17 protein-coding genes are annotated in these 16,585 nt (G+C 40.3%); 3 read left to right on the top strand and 14 right to left on the bottom strand.

The features are described 5' to 3' along the window. The first annotated feature begins 85 nt into the window (after positions 1 to 85). Positions 86 to 2,152: a dipeptidyl peptidase 3 gene (locus NE848_RS04660; RefSeq protein WP_252111060.1), complete on the top strand. Its 2,067-nt coding sequence runs from the start codon at positions 86 to 88 to the stop codon at positions 2,150 to 2,152. A 338-nt stretch (positions 2,153 to 2,490) separates the two neighbouring features. Here the strand turns inward: NE848_RS04660 and NE848_RS04665 are convergent, their stop codons facing one another. The 11 genes from NE848_RS04665 to ruvC all read right to left on the bottom strand — a co-directional run bounded on the left by NE848_RS04665 (position 2,491) and on the right by ruvC (position 12,407). Further along, positions 2,491 to 3,069, bottom strand: coding sequence for a PhnA domain-containing protein (locus tag NE848_RS04665; protein WP_252111061.1), 579 nt, complete (start codon positions 3,067 to 3,069; stop codon positions 2,491 to 2,493). Between the two features lie 89 nt (positions 3,070 to 3,158). After that, positions 3,159 to 4,868 carry a DUF885 domain-containing protein gene (locus NE848_RS04670; protein WP_252111062.1) on the bottom strand — a complete coding sequence of 570 codons (1,710 nt, stop codon included), beginning with the start codon at positions 4,866 to 4,868 and terminating at the stop codon, positions 3,159 to 3,161. 24 nt (positions 4,869 to 4,892) lie between these two features. Then, a complete protein-coding gene (locus NE848_RS04675) occupies positions 4,893 to 5,897 on the bottom strand; it encodes a metal-dependent hydrolase (RefSeq protein WP_252111063.1) in 1,005 nt (334 codons plus the stop codon). Between the two features lie 94 nt (positions 5,898 to 5,991). Then, entirely contained in the window at positions 5,992 to 7,770 is a 1,779-nt protein-coding gene (locus NE848_RS04680) for a MutS-related protein (RefSeq protein WP_252111064.1), read from the bottom strand. Then, positions 7,770 to 8,129 carry an MmcQ/YjbR family DNA-binding protein gene (locus tag NE848_RS04685; RefSeq protein WP_252111065.1) on the bottom strand — a complete coding sequence of 120 codons (360 nt, stop codon included), beginning with the start codon at positions 8,127 to 8,129 and terminating at the stop codon, positions 7,770 to 7,772. Before NE848_RS04685 ends, NE848_RS04680 begins: the two co-directional genes overlap by 1 nt. Positions 8,130 to 8,217: 88 nt before the next feature. Then, positions 8,218 to 8,841 carry a DUF4230 domain-containing protein gene (locus tag NE848_RS04690; RefSeq protein WP_252111066.1) on the bottom strand — a complete coding sequence of 208 codons (624 nt, stop codon included), beginning with the start codon at positions 8,839 to 8,841 and terminating at the stop codon, positions 8,218 to 8,220. Between the two features lies 1 nt (position 8,842). Next, positions 8,843 to 9,193: a DUF4260 domain-containing protein gene (locus tag NE848_RS04695; RefSeq protein WP_252111067.1), complete on the bottom strand. Its 351-nt coding sequence runs from the start codon at positions 9,191 to 9,193 to the stop codon at positions 8,843 to 8,845. A gap of 2 nt (positions 9,194 to 9,195) precedes the next feature. Then, positions 9,196 to 9,945 (bottom strand): cyclase family protein, encoded by a 750-nt coding sequence (locus NE848_RS04700; RefSeq protein ID WP_252111068.1) that lies wholly within the window; start codon positions 9,943 to 9,945, stop codon positions 9,196 to 9,198. A gap of 285 nt (positions 9,946 to 10,230) precedes the next feature. Continuing rightward, positions 10,231 to 11,364, bottom strand: coding sequence for a radical SAM family heme chaperone HemW (gene hemW, locus NE848_RS04705; protein ID WP_252111069.1), 1,134 nt, complete (start codon positions 11,362 to 11,364; stop codon positions 10,231 to 10,233). Positions 11,365 to 11,388: 24 nt separating this feature from the next. Then, a complete protein-coding gene (locus NE848_RS04710; RefSeq protein WP_252111070.1) occupies positions 11,389 to 11,766 on the bottom strand; it encodes a four helix bundle protein in 378 nt (125 codons plus the stop codon). Positions 11,767 to 11,855: 89 nt separating this feature from the next. Further along, a complete protein-coding gene (ruvC, locus tag NE848_RS04715; RefSeq protein ID WP_252112105.1) occupies positions 11,856 to 12,407 on the bottom strand; it encodes a crossover junction endodeoxyribonuclease RuvC in 552 nt (183 codons plus the stop codon). Positions 12,408 to 12,504: 97 nt separating this feature from the next. Here ruvC and NE848_RS04720 point away from each other — a divergent pair, with 97 nt between their 5' ends. Beyond that, positions 12,505 to 13,647: a glycosyltransferase gene (locus tag NE848_RS04720; RefSeq protein ID WP_252111071.1), complete on the top strand. Its 1,143-nt coding sequence runs from the start codon at positions 12,505 to 12,507 to the stop codon at positions 13,645 to 13,647. A gap of 208 nt (positions 13,648 to 13,855) precedes the next feature. After that, complete coding sequence (locus tag NE848_RS04725) at positions 13,856 to 14,149, top strand: YciI-like protein (RefSeq protein WP_252111072.1); 294 nt, start codon at positions 13,856 to 13,858, stop codon at positions 14,147 to 14,149. 123 nt (positions 14,150 to 14,272) lie between these two features. Here NE848_RS04725 and NE848_RS04730 read toward each other — a convergent pair whose 3' ends face one another. The 3 genes from NE848_RS04730 to NE848_RS04740 all read right to left on the bottom strand — a co-directional run bounded on the left by NE848_RS04730 (position 14,273) and on the right by NE848_RS04740 (position 16,519). Next, entirely contained in the window at positions 14,273 to 14,746 is a 474-nt protein-coding gene (locus NE848_RS04730; protein WP_252111073.1) for a hypothetical protein, read from the bottom strand. 61 nt (positions 14,747 to 14,807) lie between these two features. Continuing rightward, positions 14,808 to 15,962 (bottom strand): tetratricopeptide repeat protein, encoded by a 1,155-nt coding sequence (locus tag NE848_RS04735; RefSeq protein WP_252111074.1) that lies wholly within the window; start codon positions 15,960 to 15,962, stop codon positions 14,808 to 14,810. Between the two features lie 74 nt (positions 15,963 to 16,036). After that, entirely contained in the window at positions 16,037 to 16,519 is a 483-nt protein-coding gene (locus tag NE848_RS04740) for a hypothetical protein (RefSeq protein WP_252111075.1), read from the bottom strand. Positions 16,520 to 16,585: the final 66 nt, after the last annotated feature.

Here is a 16,585-nt window from a genome sequence, read left to right on the forward strand (position 1 = left end):
GAATATTAATCTAAAACGGGGAATCAGATTTTTTTAAGATTTGATTCCCCGTTTTCTTATTTTTGGAATCCAAAACTTAACAAACATGAAGAAAATATTAAGTATTGCATTGCTGGCAATGGCAATGACATTTGTGGCTTGTGATGATTCACAGGAAACTGAGCCAAAGGAGGTAGCAACTTCCGAAAACTTTGAATACAAAGTTGATGAGTTCGCTGATCTCAAGATCCTGCGATATCAGATCCCCGGATGGGAAAATCTTAGCCTGAAGGAGCAAAAGCTGGTTTATTATCTTACCCAGGCCGGTCTGTCAGGGCGCGATATCATCTGGGACCAGAATTACAAACACAATCTTGAGATACGTGATGCTCTCGAAAATATCTATGCCAACTACGAAGGTGAGAGATCTTCTGAGGAATGGGAAGCTTTTGAGACTTACCTGAAAAGGGTTTGGTTCTCAAATGGAATTCATCATCATTATTCCAATGATAAGCTGAAGCCTGGATTCAGTAAGGAATATTTAAACAGCCTTTTGGAATCTACCGGAACCGAACTTACCGGGGAGCCTTTGGAAGTGATCTTTAACGATAAGGATATGAAAAAGGTGAACCTTGACGAATCAAAAGGTCTTGTGGAAGGTTCAGCTGTTAATTTTTACGGGGAAGGGATAACTGCTGAAGAAGTTACAAAATTCTACCAGGCAAAAAAATCTCCAAATCCCGAGAAGCCTCTTGCCTTTGGAATTAATACCAAACTGGTTAAAGAGAATGGTGAATTAGTTGAAAAAGTATATAAAAGTGGTGGGCTTTATGGCGATGCAATAGATAAGATCGTTTTCTGGCTTGAAAAAGCCAAAGCTGTTGCCGAAAACGAAAAGCAGGCAAACGCACTGGGACTTCTTATAGAATATTACAAGACAGGGGACCTTCAAACCTGGGATGACTATAATGTTGCCTGGGTAGAAGCCACCGATGGGAATATTGATTATATCAACAGTTTTATTGAAGTATATAATGATCCTATGGGATATACCGGATCTTATGAAACCATAGTTCAGATCAAGGATTTTGATATGTCTGAAAAGATGAGCGTCGTTGAGAAGAATGTTCAATGGTTTGAGGATAATTCACCTATCATGGATGAGCACAAAAAGGATTCTGTGGTCGGAGTGACTTATAAGACGGTGATCGTGGCGGGTGAGGCCGGAGACGCTTCTCCAAGTACACCCATAGGGGTGAATCTACCTAATTCAAGTTGGATAAGAAAAGCTCACGGAAGTAAATCTGTTTCTCTTGGAAATATTATCAATGCTTATGAAAATGCGGGTGGATCAGAAAAGCTGAAAGAATTTGCTCATGATGAGGAAGAGATAGCTCTGTCTGAAGAGTACGGTAAACAAGCTGATAAACTTCATACCGCCCTTCACGAAGTGGTGGGTCACGCTTCTGGCCAGTTGAACCAAGGTGTGGGAACTACCAAGGAAACTCTGAAGAGCTATGCTTCAACCCTGGAAGAAGGCCGTGCCGATCTTGTGGGACTTTATTATCTGATGGATCCTAAGCTTGAAGAGCTTGGACTTACTGATGATGTTGAAAAGCTTGGAAAAGCAGCCTATAACGATTATATCAGAAACGGATTGATGACCCAGTTGGTGAGAATAGAGCAGGGAGCTGATATCGAGGAAGCGCATATGAGAAACCGCCAGTGGGTGAGCGCCTGGGTTTTTGAAAAAGGTAAGGAAGAAGGAGTAATCGAAAAGGTACAGAAAGATGGTAAAACCTATTATGATATAAAGGATTATCAGAAACTTAGAGAACTTTTTGGTCAGCTTTTAAGAGAGACTCAAAGGATCAAATCTGAAGGAGATTATGAAGCGGCTAAGAATCTAGTAGAAAATTACGGGGTAAAAGTTGATCAGGAGCTTCATAAAGAAGTGCTTAAGAGAAATGAAGCCTTTAAATCGGCTCCTTACAGCGGATTCGTAAATCCGGTACTCGTTCCTGAGACGAATGAGAATGGCGAGATCACGGCAATCAAAGTGACCCAGCCGGAATCTTTTGAAGAGCAGATGATGGATTATGCTAAAGAATATAGTTATTTAGCAAAACAAACTGAAACGAAAAACGAGGAGGAACCTGCTGAGGTTCAGTAACTCCTGTCTTACTAATTATAAAAAGCGCGACCATTGGCCGCGCTTTTTTATTTAATGGTCACTTCGAACGTATGGAGAAATCTATTATTAAATAATTTGATTCAGGAAATTTCTCAGTCGCTTTTCTCCTTCGAAATGACCTTAAAATGGTTCACATCACCCCGAATTTATTTGACTTCGTCGAATCTTTGATTTCAGGATCTTTAGATGTAGAAGCTGAAACGATTCCGATAGCTATCGGAACAGCTTGACGGAATTCTACATTAAAGTCATTTTGTTAGTCATTCCGAACGAAGTGAAGGAATCTCACAATAGAATATCAATTCTCAATTGAGAACTCATACTTTTTTTACAAATTTGGTAAGTATCACGATCTGCTGCCCCTCAACTTTACCTTCAATTTGTTCAGGATTGTCATGAACCAGAGAAACTCTTCTCACAGCAGTGCCGCGCTTAGCGGTGAGGCTTGATCCTTTTACATTAAGGTCCTTGATTAGTACGACCGTATCACCAGCTTCGATCACGGCTCCATTACTGTCCTTATGTACCGGGCTATTTTCGGTTACTTCTTCCTTAATTCCGGCTTTGGCCCATTCCTGTACATCTTCTTCCATATACATCATATCCAGAAGATCCTGTGGCCAGCCTTCAGCCTTTAACTTAGTTAGCATTCTCCATGCCATTACCTGAACCGCCGGGACCGGGCTCCACATACTATCGTTTAGACATCGCCAGTGATTAGCATCCACTTTTTCAGGATCTCCTATTTGTTCCTCGCAGGTGTCACAAATAAGAATACTGCTTTCCAGGCCTTCTGAGGGAGATTCCGGAACTTCAAAAATATTGAGATTATCAGATTTACTACAAAGTTCACAGGTGGAGTCACTTCTTTGCCTTAGGCTTTCTTCTATTTTCATTTTTGCTGAATCAGGCCACAAAGATAGTCTAAAGGTTTTTCCTCTTTTTCTGAAATTATGGTTTAATTCTGAAATGCCTGGTTTTAGTCCTAACTTTCGCTTCTGATATAAGCCATCACACGCTTTTCCAGGATCGGTAAAGTGACCACTCCCTCTTCAAGGATGACTTCATGAAATTTCCTGATATCGAAATTTGGGCCTAATGCGGCCTCGGCCTTTTTTCTCAACTCCCTGATCTTTAGTTCTCCAATCTTATAGGAAACCGCCTGTCCCGGCCACGAAATATAACGGTCTACTTCAGTATTGATCTCGTGTATTGAAAGTGCTGTGTTCCTTTTCATAAAATCGACAGCCCTTTCGCGGGTCCAGCCTTTGGAATGAATTCCCGTATCAACAACCAGTCGGCATGCGCGCCATTGTTCGTATGTGAGTTTTCCAAAGACTTCATACGGGTTCCTGTAAATGCCCATTTCTTCGGCCAGAAATTCAGAGTATAATCCCCAGCCTTCTCCAAAGGCTGAGATATAGAAATTCCTTCGGAATTCCGGAATACGATCTCCCAGTTCATTGTTCAGTGAGATCTGAAGGTGATGCCCCGGGACCGCCTCGTGTGCAGTAAGGGAGGGAAGTACATATAAAGGTCGGCTAGGCAGGTCATAGGTGTTCACCCAATAATAGCCGGGATCTGTATCATTTGACGCACCAATGTACCTGCCGGTGGTATATTTCGGTGCGATTGCTGCAGGGACTTCAGCCACTCCATATGGCTTTCGTGGTAGTTTTTTAAAAAATGCAGGAAGCCTCGCGTCAATACGTTTGGCGATATCTCTTGCGAACATGAGAAGTTCCTCGGGAGTCTCTGCATAAAACTGTTCATCGGTTCTAAGGAAATCGAAAAATTCAGCAAAACTGCCTTCAAACCCGGTTGCGCTCATTACCTCTTTCATTTCAGAATTGATCCTTTCCACTTCCGAGAGTCCTATCTGATGAATCTCATCTGCTGTCATATCCAGAGTGGTGTAATACTCCAGCAGATAATCATAATATTCCTCTCCATCTGGAAGTTCTGATGCTCCAAGAGATTTTCTCGTTTTTGGGAAATATTCGGTTTCGAAGAATTTCTTGATCCTTTTGAATTGCGGGATAACATTGTTGGTAATAGCTTTCTTCGCCGCCTCCCGTACCGAATCCTTTTGCTGTGCCGTAAGGGTGGGTGGAAGTTGTTCAAATGGTTTATAGAAATAACTCTTTTTATAATCATTTACGATCTGGCTGTCATAAGTGTTTTCGTATCCCTGAAAGATTACAAGTGGCTGTGTGATCCCTTTTTCCAGACCTTCTCTCAGTAAAGCGAAATGCTGATCAACGTATTCGGGGATAGCATTTAGTTTATTCAGATAAGCTTTTACCTGGTCATAAGAATTAAGATCCCTTATATGATAATTCAGGCTTAAATGAAAACCTGCGTCTGAAAGCAGCGGATTCAAATAGGCCTCATATTCATATGTTTTTATGGTATGTATGAGATCATATTTTAGAAGGGTTGCAGATATTTGCTGGGAGTCAGATAATTCTGAAAGCTCAAGTTTATTGAGTTGTCCAAGAAGTCCTTCAGCAAATTCTGCTTCTTTCTCATAATGGACCTTGGTGTAAAGGCCTAAAGGATGTTCCGAACGTTTAAAAGGCTTATGATCTTCATAGGTTTTAATGATTTTCTTCAGGTCTTTTGCTTCATTCTGGGATGAGAGGGGGGTGATGAAGAATAAGAAAAGGCTAAAAACGATAAAAAGGGAACGCATACACGGATTTTTCCCTAAAGATAATTAATTGCCGAGAATGCGGTTCCATAGCCTGGGAAGAAGCTCTTTTGCATCCTCCACTTCTTTTTCGGTTTCTGTTGCTACCAGTTCACCGTGCTCTTCTGAAAGTTTATAGCTAAAGACAAATGGAGCGTCGGGGTTTGTAATATCCATTTTTCCAAAACGCAGGTCGTTAAAATACAGCTCTCCTTTCTCTTCAGATAAAGTATACCAGCCCTTACTTATCTGTATAAGCCGATGCAGGTTTTCATTGTTGCTCCACGCTCCTGCCAGATCATAATTTTTCGGGACATGCTGAAATTCGATAGGTTTAGTGTCAAACACAGAAAAGTCTCCAATAAGGAATTCATCTTCGGTTTCGATATTTGCTGACCATAGAATGGCATTCAGCGGAGTTGGGCGTGTGTCCATTCTCTGATAATCTACCTGCTGATCTTCGAGCGCCTTTTCGAATTTCTGATAAGTATAAAATTTAAGGGAGGGGGTGATGATCAATAAGTAAATACAGCTTACTATTATTCCGAGCCTGTTGTACTTTTTTCGTTTTGGATCGGTCCTTTTTCTTCGCATAGCCATGATCAGGAAAACCAGGAATGGAATGGTGTACAAGGGGTCTATTACAAAAATATTCTTGTACGCCAGCCTTATATCAAACGGCCAGAACAGCTGCGTTCCCCACGTGGTGTGAGCATCCAGTAACGGATGGGTGAATAGGCCCCAGAACATAAGCCACGACCAGTTTTTCCAACCTACTTCCTTATTGCTTTCGATCTTTGAAATGATCCATCCAAAAATAGGCGCGAAAATCAAGCAAAAGACAATGGAATGTGAGAATCCCCGGTGCATCTCTATAGCTGTAATAGTATCGAAAAAATTCCCGACAAAGGTATCCAGGTCCGGGATAGTCCCGGCGATGGCACCATAAAGCATGGCTTTGTTGCCCGCCTTTTTGCCGAGCACCACTTCACCTACGGCAGCTCCTAATACGATCTGGGATAATGAGTCCATATCTGGCAAATATAAGGTCTTATTGAGAGACTGCTTCAGTCGTGATGCTCCTTCGCAGTGACCCTTTTGTAATTCCGAGTGAAGTGAAGGAATCTCACTCCTCCACGATTTTCATTTTCCTGAGCAAAAAAGAAGCATTCATATTCCTGCAAATGCCGGTCTTGAGATGATAGTCAAAATGAAGTTCATCGTTTACGATTTCGGCATCAAAATAGAAATTCTTGACCTGTTCCAGTTCTTCACTTATCTCGCAGAGGCTAAGATCGTGAGTAGCGATGATACCCGTAGATCTGCTACCAACGAGTCGCTGAACGAATTTCTTGGACCCGATCGCTTTGTCAGTACTATTCGTACCCTTAAGGATCTCATCAAGAATGATAAAATAGTTTTCTTTTTCTATTTTGTCTACAATGAATTTCAGCCTTTTTAATTCTGAAAAGAAGTAAGATTCGTCATCTCCCAGCGAATCACTGGTACGCATACTGGTAATGAGTTTGATCGGTGAATAGCCGCAGCTTTCCGCGCAAACCGGAAGACCTATGTTAGACATGACGATCTGAAGGGCTACGGTTCTCAAAAAGGTACTTTTTCCAGCCATGTTCGCACCGGTAATTATAAAGAACTGTTCGCCGTTGATCTCAAAATCATTATTTACCCGCTTCTTTATATCTAGGAGGGGATGTCCAAGATTTTTAGCTTTTATTCCTTTCTTTTCCGAAAGTATTTCAGGAAAATGATAATGTGGGTGATTGAAGGCGAAATTCCCAAGACTGTTATAGGCATCTGTTCTTTCTACTGCTTCAAACCAGTGTTCCACAGCGGTGTGATGGTGTTCTATCCATTTCTCGAAGCGGTAGCACTGTCTCAGGTCCCAGAGGAAAAATCCGTTGGCGAAAATCCCAAAAAGAAGGTTGTTCCTCTGATCCAGTGCATCGATGGCTTTGGAGAATTCACGGAGTATTACCGAAGCCTTTTTCGATTCTGATTTTATGGAATCCTTAAGTTTGATCATAAGTTCTGACTCGAACTCTTCATTTTCTATGAATGCCAGTAACTGGTGATATTGCTGAAAGGTGTCCTGAACTTTACTTACGCTGGAAGAAAGCTCATTTATTTTTTTCAGATAAAATCCGGTGACCATAACCCCTATAAGGAACCAGAGCAGTAACTGAGAAAAACCGATCTGATCAAAATAATAAGCCAGGAATACCACTACCGATAAAATTGTAAATACGTTTGGGAACCATCTCATATATTTAGGAACAAAACTCTTATAATTCCTTATCCAGTGCATAATGGTCTGAGAATCGGTTTCGGTTTTCACCAGTCTGGCCGTCGCAGTATAATTCTGCCTCCAGTCAGCTTTTGCGGCAAGTTCTTTTACCGCCTCCTGTTTTCGCTTAATCCTGTCAATCCTGTTGGCTAGAAGGATCCTCGAAAGTCTTGCCTTTCCTTCCTGAAGTGCTGTACGGTTTAGGTACTGAAAGAATGATTTTCTTCCGAAAAGATCAATATCCCTGCTAAATTCATGGCCTTCAATATCAAATTCACTTCCATCGGGAAGACCAGAAAAATCTCCCGTTTTAAGAATATGGAGCTCTTTTTCATTCATTTCGATAAGAGCCTTTATTTTTTCCCTTTCTTTTTTAAGATCGGTGTGCCTTGAAACGAGGAAAATGAAAACTGCTATAAGGATGATCACTACCGGAATAAGGATGCTCGCGTTTCCGAAGAAAAAATAGACAGCCAGGCATGTGGTCAGAAAAACGATTAGCCTTAGAGTGCTTGAAAAGATCAGTTTCTTGGAAAGTTTCCGGTGGGTTTCTTTATAGTCTGAGCTTCGACTGTTATAAAATTCTGTTGGATTTGTCATTATAGATCTTCGAGTTCTTTCTTCAGTTTTTTACTTAGGCTATCTGCCACCAGTTCGTAGGAATGATCAATAAGTTCAAAAACCAGCTTTGGGTCAAGTCTGTGGTCCAGCACCAGTGTGTTCCAATGCTGTTTATTCATATGGTAACCCGGTAGAATGGAGCCATCATATTCTTCACGAAGTTCAAGAGCGCGCTCGGGATCACACTTAAGATTTGCCCTTAGGGGAACTTCGTCAAGAGAAACTATAGAGAACATCTTACCCATTACCCTAAAAACAAGGTTGTCAGGGCCAAAGGGCAGATCCTCGGTCACGCCTTTTTTGCTTAGACAATAATTTCTGAAGGTGTCTATATTCATGACTATCTTAATAAAAGATTTCTCACTGCGTTCGAAATGACTTAACAGAATAGGGTCATTCCGAAACCATTAATTCGGGTGAGGAATCTCAGATTTTTTGTTCCTCTATCCGGTTAGCTTCCTTGTTTTCAATAGTCAAAGCCGTATAATCAAGTTTCCAGCCGATGGTTTCTACAATCTTTTCCATAAGTACGATGGTATCAAGAGCCTCTTTACGAGCCTGGTCCATAAGTCCGCTATGAGGGATCTTATCTACAATATGCTTTTTCGCGTCACGATTAATGTCTGTAAGATCGGAGGTAGTAAAAGGATTCGCCCAGCCTTCTCTTTTATCATAATATTTGAAATCGGTCTCTACGGTAAGCAATTCCGGCTGCGGGAAATTCGTCAAAATGATCTTTTTCTGCTGGTTATCGCTTTCCATCCTGATCTTGCTAAGATCGAAGCCAATATGAGCCTTGGCATTCACCAAAACGATGGCCTTTTTCTTTCCGAGGAACAGGCTAAGATACTTTTCCTTCATATTCTCATAATGATAGATCTCAGAAAAATCACCTTCCACCGTAATGAACTTGCATACGCTCCGGATCTTATCCATAAGGACAACAGACTGCTCACTGGTTTTCATTCTTGAACGCTCCTTATTGAAGCGGGCAAAAATGAAATAAGCCACTACAGCACCAACGGCCAGTCCTATAAATAGTAATTCCATATTATTTTCCTATTTCCCCCAGATGGGTAAATTTAAAACCTTTTTCGTATTTAAGTCCGTAGCCAGGCATGCGATCAAAACTGGAATGGGTAAAAAGAATGACGCCTGCTAATTGCCATTCTTCATTTGCCATAAAAACTCCGGTTAAGCCTAATGCTATTGCAACTCCCTTGTGATGAAAAAGATTATAAGTAAAAGCACCAATCCGGTTATTTATCAAATATCCCAGCATTCCAATATCGGGAACTAAAAACAAACCGGCAAACCACCACCAGCTGTAGTCAAGTAAACTAAAGGTACAGGCACCAAAAAGGAGCATGGCCAGTTCTTCGAGTTTTAGAACGGTGTTCATTATTATTTCATGATTTGATAAAGCACAGGTTTGCAGGGCGCTGCGTCGTTTTCGAAAGAAGCAGGCTGAAGGTTTAAAAAATAATCGCCGTCTTCGATCTTATTTGGAACATAGATCAGCTCTGTTATGGTGGCATCAAAACGTGTGTTCTTAGGATAATTCCAGAAGGCCTTATGCGCGAGTAGTTTACCGTTATCCTTTTCCTTATCCACAGAAGGCTGATCTGTAAGAAGATGTTTTATTCCTTTTTCCCTAATTAAGGTAGCGGCATCTTCTTCAAGATAGGGCCAGTTCGAGTTTGAATGATGTTTGGAGATCTTACCAATATAATTTGGAAGACACCTTATGATTAGAGCTTCAAAATCTGTATTATCCAATTTGTTTTCGATCATCTTTCGGGTGATCACCAGATCTTTTTCCTTCTTTTGAGGTTCCACAGAAATGAGCCTCGCCTTGAAAAAGAAGGTCTTTAAATGCTGCTGAATGCTGTGAAAGTTATTGCTGATATGCCCCACGCATTCGGTATGCGTGGCATGAGCATGGGGATTGAACCAGATATTATTGAAGTTTACTGAAGCGCCTGCGCTTACCTTTCCGATGAAATCTCCATCCCTAACCGGTTCTATTTCGGGGTGTTTAAGATACCAGGCCATTGGATTCTTTTCATCACCTCGAAGGCTTATTGAAATATCCAGCGGACGGGAAAAATCGATTTTATAGGAATTGCCATTATGGCTAATCGTAGCAAGCATTTAATTTAGATTGGTCAACACAAATTTATGATTGTTAGTTGATAAATAATAATTCAATTTCAAGAATAAGATTTCTCAGTCGCTGCGAGTGAAACTAAGCAGTCCTTTTACTATTTTGAGATTCCTCGACTCCGCTCGGAATGACTCCACCTAAGTCACTGCGAGTGAAACGAAGCAGTCTCTTTATTCAATTGAGATTCCTTCGCTCTGCTCGGAATGACTTCAGAATTGTCACCTCGAGTACTTCGGTTATGCTCAGCACAGGCTTTAGTCGAGAGGTCAGGTTTACGCTTCATCAATATAAAACAACTCCGCAGCTATTCCATCACTCAGGAATTTCCCTTTTTGAGTAATATGATAAATGCCATCATCATTTCTCATTAATCCATCCCGGAGGAATTTTTCAGCGTTCTCGACAAAATGAGTTGAGAATTTCTTCCCGAATTTTTCCTGAAGCTCTTTTATCTCAACGCCAAATCTGGTTCTTAGCCGGGTCATTACAAACTCATTATACCTATCGGAAATGGAGAGCGCTTCGGTTTCCTGGGGGATCTTATCCTTTTCCAGAGATTTTATGTAAAGCGTATTGTTACTGATATTCCATTTTCTGGAATTTCCATCGAACGAATGAGCCGAAGGTCCAATCCCCAGATATGTTTTTCCCATCCAGTAAGCCATATTGTTCCTCGAATGATAACCCGGTTTTCCAAAATTTGAGAACTCATAATGTTCAAATCCGTGTGTGGTAAGAGTGTTCACCAGAATCTCGAATTGTTCCCTGTACTGTTCGTCATCTACAGGCTTTACTTTGCCTTTTTCTATGAACTTTTCCAAAGCTGTTCTGGGTTCCACCGTGAGGGCATAGCTTGAAATATGGGGGATGTCCAAATCAAGAGTTGTCTGAAGGTTTTCTTTCCATTGTTCATTGCTTTGTCCCGGGATTCCGTAAATAAGATCAATGGAGATATTATCGAAATATTGCTTCGCATGTTTTAATGAACTCAGGGCTTCTTCAGAATTATGAGCCCGATTCATAAGTTGCAGGTCTTCTTCGAAGAATGACTGTACACCAATGCTCAGTCGGTTAACCGGCGATTCACTTAGCATTTTTAAGTTCTCTTGAGAAAGATCATCGGGGTTTGCTTCCAGTGTGATCTCGGCATTTTCAGATATTTCAAAATTATCAAAGATCGTTTGAAAGATATGCTCCAACTCTTCTTTGTTCAACAGAGAAGGAGTGCCACCTCCAAAATAGATGGTTTCAATCTCTTCAGAATCCAGTTCATTTTTTCGCAAAACAAGTTCACGGCATAACATTTCTACCAGTTGTGATTTTTTCTTAGTTGATGTAGAGAAATGGAAATCACAGTAATGACAGGCCTGTTTGCAAAAGGGGATATGTATATAGATACCGCTCATCAGTTAACAATGATCAATTAACAATTACCAATTGTCTTTTTTTGGTTGGATTCTGGTGGATTTCAGGATGGAATACAAAATTCTTGAAAGTTCATCGGCAGATTCAAATAGACTTTCAAAACTTTCTTCTTTCAGATAATTAGAATCCTTCAATAATCTAAGCCAATATTTAGTTTCCAGACTTTCTTTATAAGCGATTGAAATTTTTGCCGAAAAATCTGCATTTGAAATTGCTCCATTGGCTTCTGCTACATTCGCCCCGATAGATGTCCCACATTTTAAAAGTTGTTTGGATAAAATATACTCTTTTTGGGAAGTCAATTCTTTACAAACCGAAACAATTTTCAATGCAAACTGATAAGATTTATCAGCAAGAATATTCTTTTTATTAAAGTCGGTCATTGATAATTGTTTACTGCTAATTGATAATTGAAAAATTATTCAATTTGAAAATGCTGATCCTCAAATTTTCAAATTCTCAAATTGTTTCATTATTTAATTTTACCAGGGTTCTGCTTTACAAACGCCTCCCAGCCGGTATAGCTTTTTCCGATTTCGGTTCGGCCGGAATTGTAGAAATGGCATACCGCTGCAGCGAGCCCGTCGGTTGCATCCAGGTTTTTTGGAAGTTTTCCTATGTTCAGCTGACTTTGAAGCATTTTAGCTACCTGCTCTTTGCTGGCACTTCCGTTACCGGTAATGGCCATTTTGATCTTTTTTGGCAGGTATTCGGTGATGGGAATCTGTCTTGAGAGTCCGGCAGCCATAGCTACTCCCTGGGCACGTCCCAGTTTGAGCATGGACTGGACATTCTTCCCAAAGAATGGAGCCTCGATCGCAATTTCATCCGGATGATAATTATCGATCAATTCTATTGTTCGATCAAATATCAGTTTTAGTTTTACATAATGGTCTTTGTACTTACTCAGCTGAAGTTCATTCATCTGGATAAAACTCATCTTTTTATTTTCAACTTTTATGAGGCCGAAACCCATGATCGTGGTTCCGGGATCGATGCCAAGAATGATCTTTTCGCTTTTCAAAACCGATTTTTCAGAAGATTTGCTCACTAAAAATACCTAATTTGGGACTTTCACAAAGCTACGTAATTCTGCTTTGGCAGCGTCAAACCAACCGGTCATGCTTTTAGTTATTTTTATCGTACTCGTTACAGCCTGCTATCTAGGCTTAATTACGGCTCTTATTTATGGCTGGAAAAGACTGCCTGATTTCAGGCTTTATAAAATTGATGTTGAAACGGGGTTTACCATTGTGATTCCGTACAGGAATGAAGCTGAAAACCTTCCGAATCTTTTCAAGTCCTTGTCCGGATTGCATTATCCTCTGGATAAATTTGAAATAATCCTGGTGAATGATGAATCACAGGATCAATCAAAAACCCTGTGTGAGGAGTTCAAGAGAAATTTTCCGGAAATGAACATCAGACTTCTGGAGAATGTTCGAAGATCGGCTTCTCCAAAGAAGGATGCTGTGGAAACTGCGATTGCCGAATCTGCTTTTGATTATATCGCGACCACCGATGCCGATTGTATAGTTCCCGCAAACTGGCTACGCGGGTTTGATCAGGAAATCTGTGATAATAATTCCAGATTTATAGCAGGTCCGGTAGGATTTATACAGGAAGCGGGAAAGAGGAAAGCTCTCTTTAAAAGCTTTGAAGAGATGGATTTTCTGAGTCTGCAATCAACCACTATCGGTAGTTTTGGTTTAGAGAAGCCATTTATGTGTAACGCGGCTAATATGTGTTATGAGAAAAAGGCATTTATGGCTCATTCCGGTTTTTCAGAAAATGAGAATATTGCCAGTGGGGATGATGTTTTTCTGCTTCAGACATTGAGAAAGAATGGACTGAAGGTGTCGTTTCTGAATTCATCAGGCCAGATGGTTTACACAAAATTCCAGAGGGACTTACCAGGATTGATAAACCAAAGGATCAGGTGGGCTGCCAAAACTACGGGTTATAAGAGTTGGTTCGGAAAGTTTACGGGGATCATTGTATTTCTCATGAACCTTTTACTTATAATTTATGCGGGTCTTGCTTTGGTTGGCCTGGTGCCCTATCATTATGTTATGCTGGCTTTTTTGCTAAAATTCAATGTTGATTTTATACTTATTTATAAAGCCGCGAAATTCTTTAAACGAGAAAGTTTAATGAGGAGTTATTTCTGGTGCAGCATTTTATATCCCTTCTTTTCGGTTTATGTGGCGGGAGTTTCGCTTTTTAATGGATATGAATGGAAGGGAAGAAAGTTCAGGAAGTAATTGAAAATGAGATTCCATCACTACGTTCGGAATGACTTTCCAAAGTCAATGCGAGTGGAACGAAGCAGTCTCAATAATTAGTAAGACTTCTAATTTACGTCATGCTGAACTTGTTTCAGCATCTCAGGGGGACCCTGAAACAAGTTCAGGGTGACGTACAAAGATTTGATAAGGAGTAATTTCAATAATCAATTTAATAAAATTAAATATGAACTATTACATACTTTTTTACACACTCACTGAGAACTACCTGCAGGAAAGAGGACAGTATCGTGCCGAGCATCTGGGACTAGCCAAGGATGCAGCTGAGAAAGGAGAGTTGGTTTTGGGAGGAGCTCTGGACAACCCTGCAGACGAAGCGGTTCTAATCTTTCGGGGAGCTGATGAAAGCGTGGCAATTAATTTTGCCAAAGAGGATCCCTATGTGAAGAATGGATTGATCAAAGAATGGAAAGTGAGAAAATGGAATGCGGTTGTGGGGAGTAAGTTTGAGAACGAATAGGTGATTCCTTCGCTGCGCTCGGAATGACTTATAATCGAAATAACAGTAATGGAAATGGAGTCACCTCGAGCGAAGTCGAGAGGTCTTTTTTCAAACTTCGTACTTCTAAATTCTAACTTCCTCTTATTCCGCTTTCACTACTACGGGCATCTTAAAGACCGTTGAAACTGGAATTCCTCGTTTGCTGGCAGGATAGATCTTAGGGAGGGAGTCTATGCTTTGGTGTAACCATTCTTCGATATCTGGTAACTGGTTGGTTACCGTGGTGTCTACTTTTACAGAGTCAATCTGTGGCTGGCCCTCTTTCGTGATTTCCAAATAAATGTAAAGAGTGTCGTTAATGCTCTCAGTAACCACGGGTTGCTGACTTGCAAGAAAAGAGTAGATAGTTTGTGCTATCTTGTTTTCAAAGCAATTTTTGGCGGCAGCCAGTTCGGTCTGGTTCTTACATTCTTCAAATGCAGGGTACTCATCTACCTCTTTCCAGTTAAGGGAACGGCTTTCCTGCTCCAAAACTTCCTCTGACGAGATCTTTTTAGTTTCAAAATTGCAGGAAGCGATGATAAGAATTAGTACAGGCAGTAAAGATTTTCTCATTGACAATCCGCTTACGGATTTCAAAAATAGTGAAATATAGCAGCTTAGGAAAAATAATGTGCTATTCGGCCAGATGGATCTCTTTTTTTAATTCACTTATCCGATATTCGGCCATTGCTATCATCTGTTCATTGCCTATAGTCTCATATTTATCCAGGTATTTATGATAATAACTAAGTACAGATCTTTTATTTTTAAAATAGGCATCTGCAGCAATAGCTCTTTCCAGGAGTGCTCTTTCATTGTCCGGGTTTTCTTCCAGTGCCAATTCAAAATATTCCATCGCCTTTTTGTAATCTTTCTGATCCTTATAATTAAGGCCAAGACTTAAAAATTCTGCATCAACAGGCTGTTTTTTGATCAGTATAGACATTAGTAAATGCTGCTCTGCCTTTTTAAGATCTCCCATTTGGTTATAGATCTTTCCGAGGTTATAATGGGTGGCGCTGTTTCTGTCTTCTATATCCAGAGAACTTTTGAAATTTTCAGCGGCTTTTGCCAGGTCATCAGTACGATAATAGGCAAACCCAAGCCTGTCATATATAAAAGCTGATTCCTGGCCTAAGGATAGTAGTTTTTCATAGACCGGGATCGCCTTTTCGTACTGGCTTGACGCAGAGTATGCCTGTCCCAGCACAGATAATAATGAGACGTTGTTTGGGTTGGTATCCAAACCTAAATTACTTAGTTCAATGGCATTGCTGAACTGCTTTCTCTTTAGTTGTGTTTTAACGATCTTATATATTGCTGCCTGATGAGTTGAATCAAGCGCAATAGCCCTGTAATAAAAATACTCGGCCATTTTATCATGTTGTTTCTCTTTGATAAGTCCCATTCGATATCTGAAATTGGCGTTATCGGGATACTTTACAATAAGATCATTAAAAAGGCTGTCAGCTTTAACCAACCTGCCAGTTTCGATCAAAAGTTCACCATAATCAATGGCGGTAAGAACGCGATCAGGATTCTTCGCAAGTACTTTAGCATAGCTCTGCAAAGCTTCTTCAGTTAAGCCTTCAGCCCTTTGGTTTTTAGCAAGTTTTAGGTAGATATTATCAGTCTTTGGTTGGATATCCTCAAGAAGCTGAATAGCATTTTTTTGTTTTCCTACTGCTGAAAGGCTGTCTGCCAGTTTAATTTTATCCTCCTGAGCGACCGTCAGGCAGACCTGAAATAATAAGGCAATAATTAAAATACCTTCTTTTAAGTTGTACATGTCTCTATGTCTTAAATAAAGTAAGGCCAAAAACTGATTTTGACCTTACAGGTTATTGAATTATTACCTTTTATTTAATTCAGATATTTCGTTTTTCCACACTGGGCGAACTGGCCATCTTTAATAATATCTATCCTGTAGGTTTCCGCGAATTTAGTCATAAGGTCAGAATAGGCCCGTCTCTGAGACTCATTTATCTCTTCATTCATCATTTTGAAAGCATAGGTGTGGATCTCACCGTTTGGTTCAAAATAAAATTTATGGAGGATCATTATTTGGGACTCCTCAGTTTCCCACTCGAAATCATTTGCTTCAAGAAATTGTGCAATATCCCGATGCAATTTAGTCCAGGATTTTGTAACCGTTTCATGCTCCTCTTTAGCAATTTGAGGATTCAAAAGGTTGGGATGTGTTTTATCTAAAGCACTTGAACGGGTTTTTAAAATTTCAGGTTCCGAATCAAAGTCATAAACCTCTACAGCTTCCTTATTTTGAGAAACTGCGTTGAAACTAAAAATACATAGTGCGAATAGGAATAAGAAATATCTTTTAGACATGATGGTGGTTAATTTTAGAAAATTAAGTAAAGGCCAGAACCAGGTTCCGGCCTTGAATTAGAACAA

Origin of the sequence: Gramella jeungdoensis, from assembly GCF_023805255.1 — a bacterium.
Lineage (GTDB): Bacteria > Bacteroidota > Bacteroidia > Flavobacteriales > Flavobacteriaceae > Christiangramia > Christiangramia jeungdoensis.

Coding starts and splice junctions, on each gene's coding strand:
- NE848_RS04735 (WP_252111074.1), bottom strand. CDS start 15,962: ATGTACAACTTAAAAGAAGGTATTTTAATTATTGCCTTATTATTTCAG.
- NE848_RS04720 (WP_252111071.1), top strand. CDS start 12,505: ATGCTTTTAGTTATTTTTATCGTACTCGTTACAGCCTGCTATCTAGGC.
- NE848_RS04710 (WP_252111070.1), bottom strand. CDS start 11,766: ATGACCGACTTTAATAAAAAGAATATTCTTGCTGATAAATCTTATCAG.
- NE848_RS04665 (WP_252111061.1), bottom strand. CDS start 3,069: ATGAAAATAGAAGAAAGCCTAAGGCAAAGAAGTGACTCCACCTGTGAA.
- hemW (WP_252111069.1), bottom strand. CDS start 11,364: ATGAGCGGTATCTATATACATATCCCCTTTTGCAAACAGGCCTGTCAT.
- NE848_RS04730 (WP_252111073.1), bottom strand. CDS start 14,746: ATGAGAAAATCTTTACTGCCTGTACTAATTCTTATCATCGCTTCCTGC.
- NE848_RS04670 (WP_252111062.1), bottom strand. CDS start 4,868: ATGCGTTCCCTTTTTATCGTTTTTAGCCTTTTCTTATTCTTCATCACC.
- NE848_RS04695 (WP_252111067.1), bottom strand. CDS start 9,193: ATGAACACCGTTCTAAAACTCGAAGAACTGGCCATGCTCCTTTTTGGT.
- NE848_RS04740 (WP_252111075.1), bottom strand. CDS start 16,519: ATGTCTAAAAGATATTTCTTATTCCTATTCGCACTATGTATTTTTAGT.
- NE848_RS04690 (WP_252111066.1), bottom strand. CDS start 8,841: ATGGAATTACTATTTATAGGACTGGCCGTTGGTGCTGTAGTGGCTTAT.
- NE848_RS04685 (WP_252111065.1), bottom strand. CDS start 8,129: ATGAATATAGACACCTTCAGAAATTATTGTCTAAGCAAAAAAGGCGTG.
- NE848_RS04725 (WP_252111072.1), top strand. CDS start 13,856: ATGAACTATTACATACTTTTTTACACACTCACTGAGAACTACCTGCAG.
- NE848_RS04660 (WP_252111060.1), top strand. CDS start 86: ATGAAGAAAATATTAAGTATTGCATTGCTGGCAATGGCAATGACATTT.
- NE848_RS04700 (WP_252111068.1), bottom strand. CDS start 9,945: ATGCTTGCTACGATTAGCCATAATGGCAATTCCTATAAAATCGATTTT.
- NE848_RS04680 (WP_252111064.1), bottom strand. CDS start 7,770: ATGACAAATCCAACAGAATTTTATAACAGTCGAAGCTCAGACTATAAA.
- NE848_RS04675 (WP_252111063.1), bottom strand. CDS start 5,897: ATGGACTCATTATCCCAGATCGTATTAGGAGCTGCCGTAGGTGAAGTG.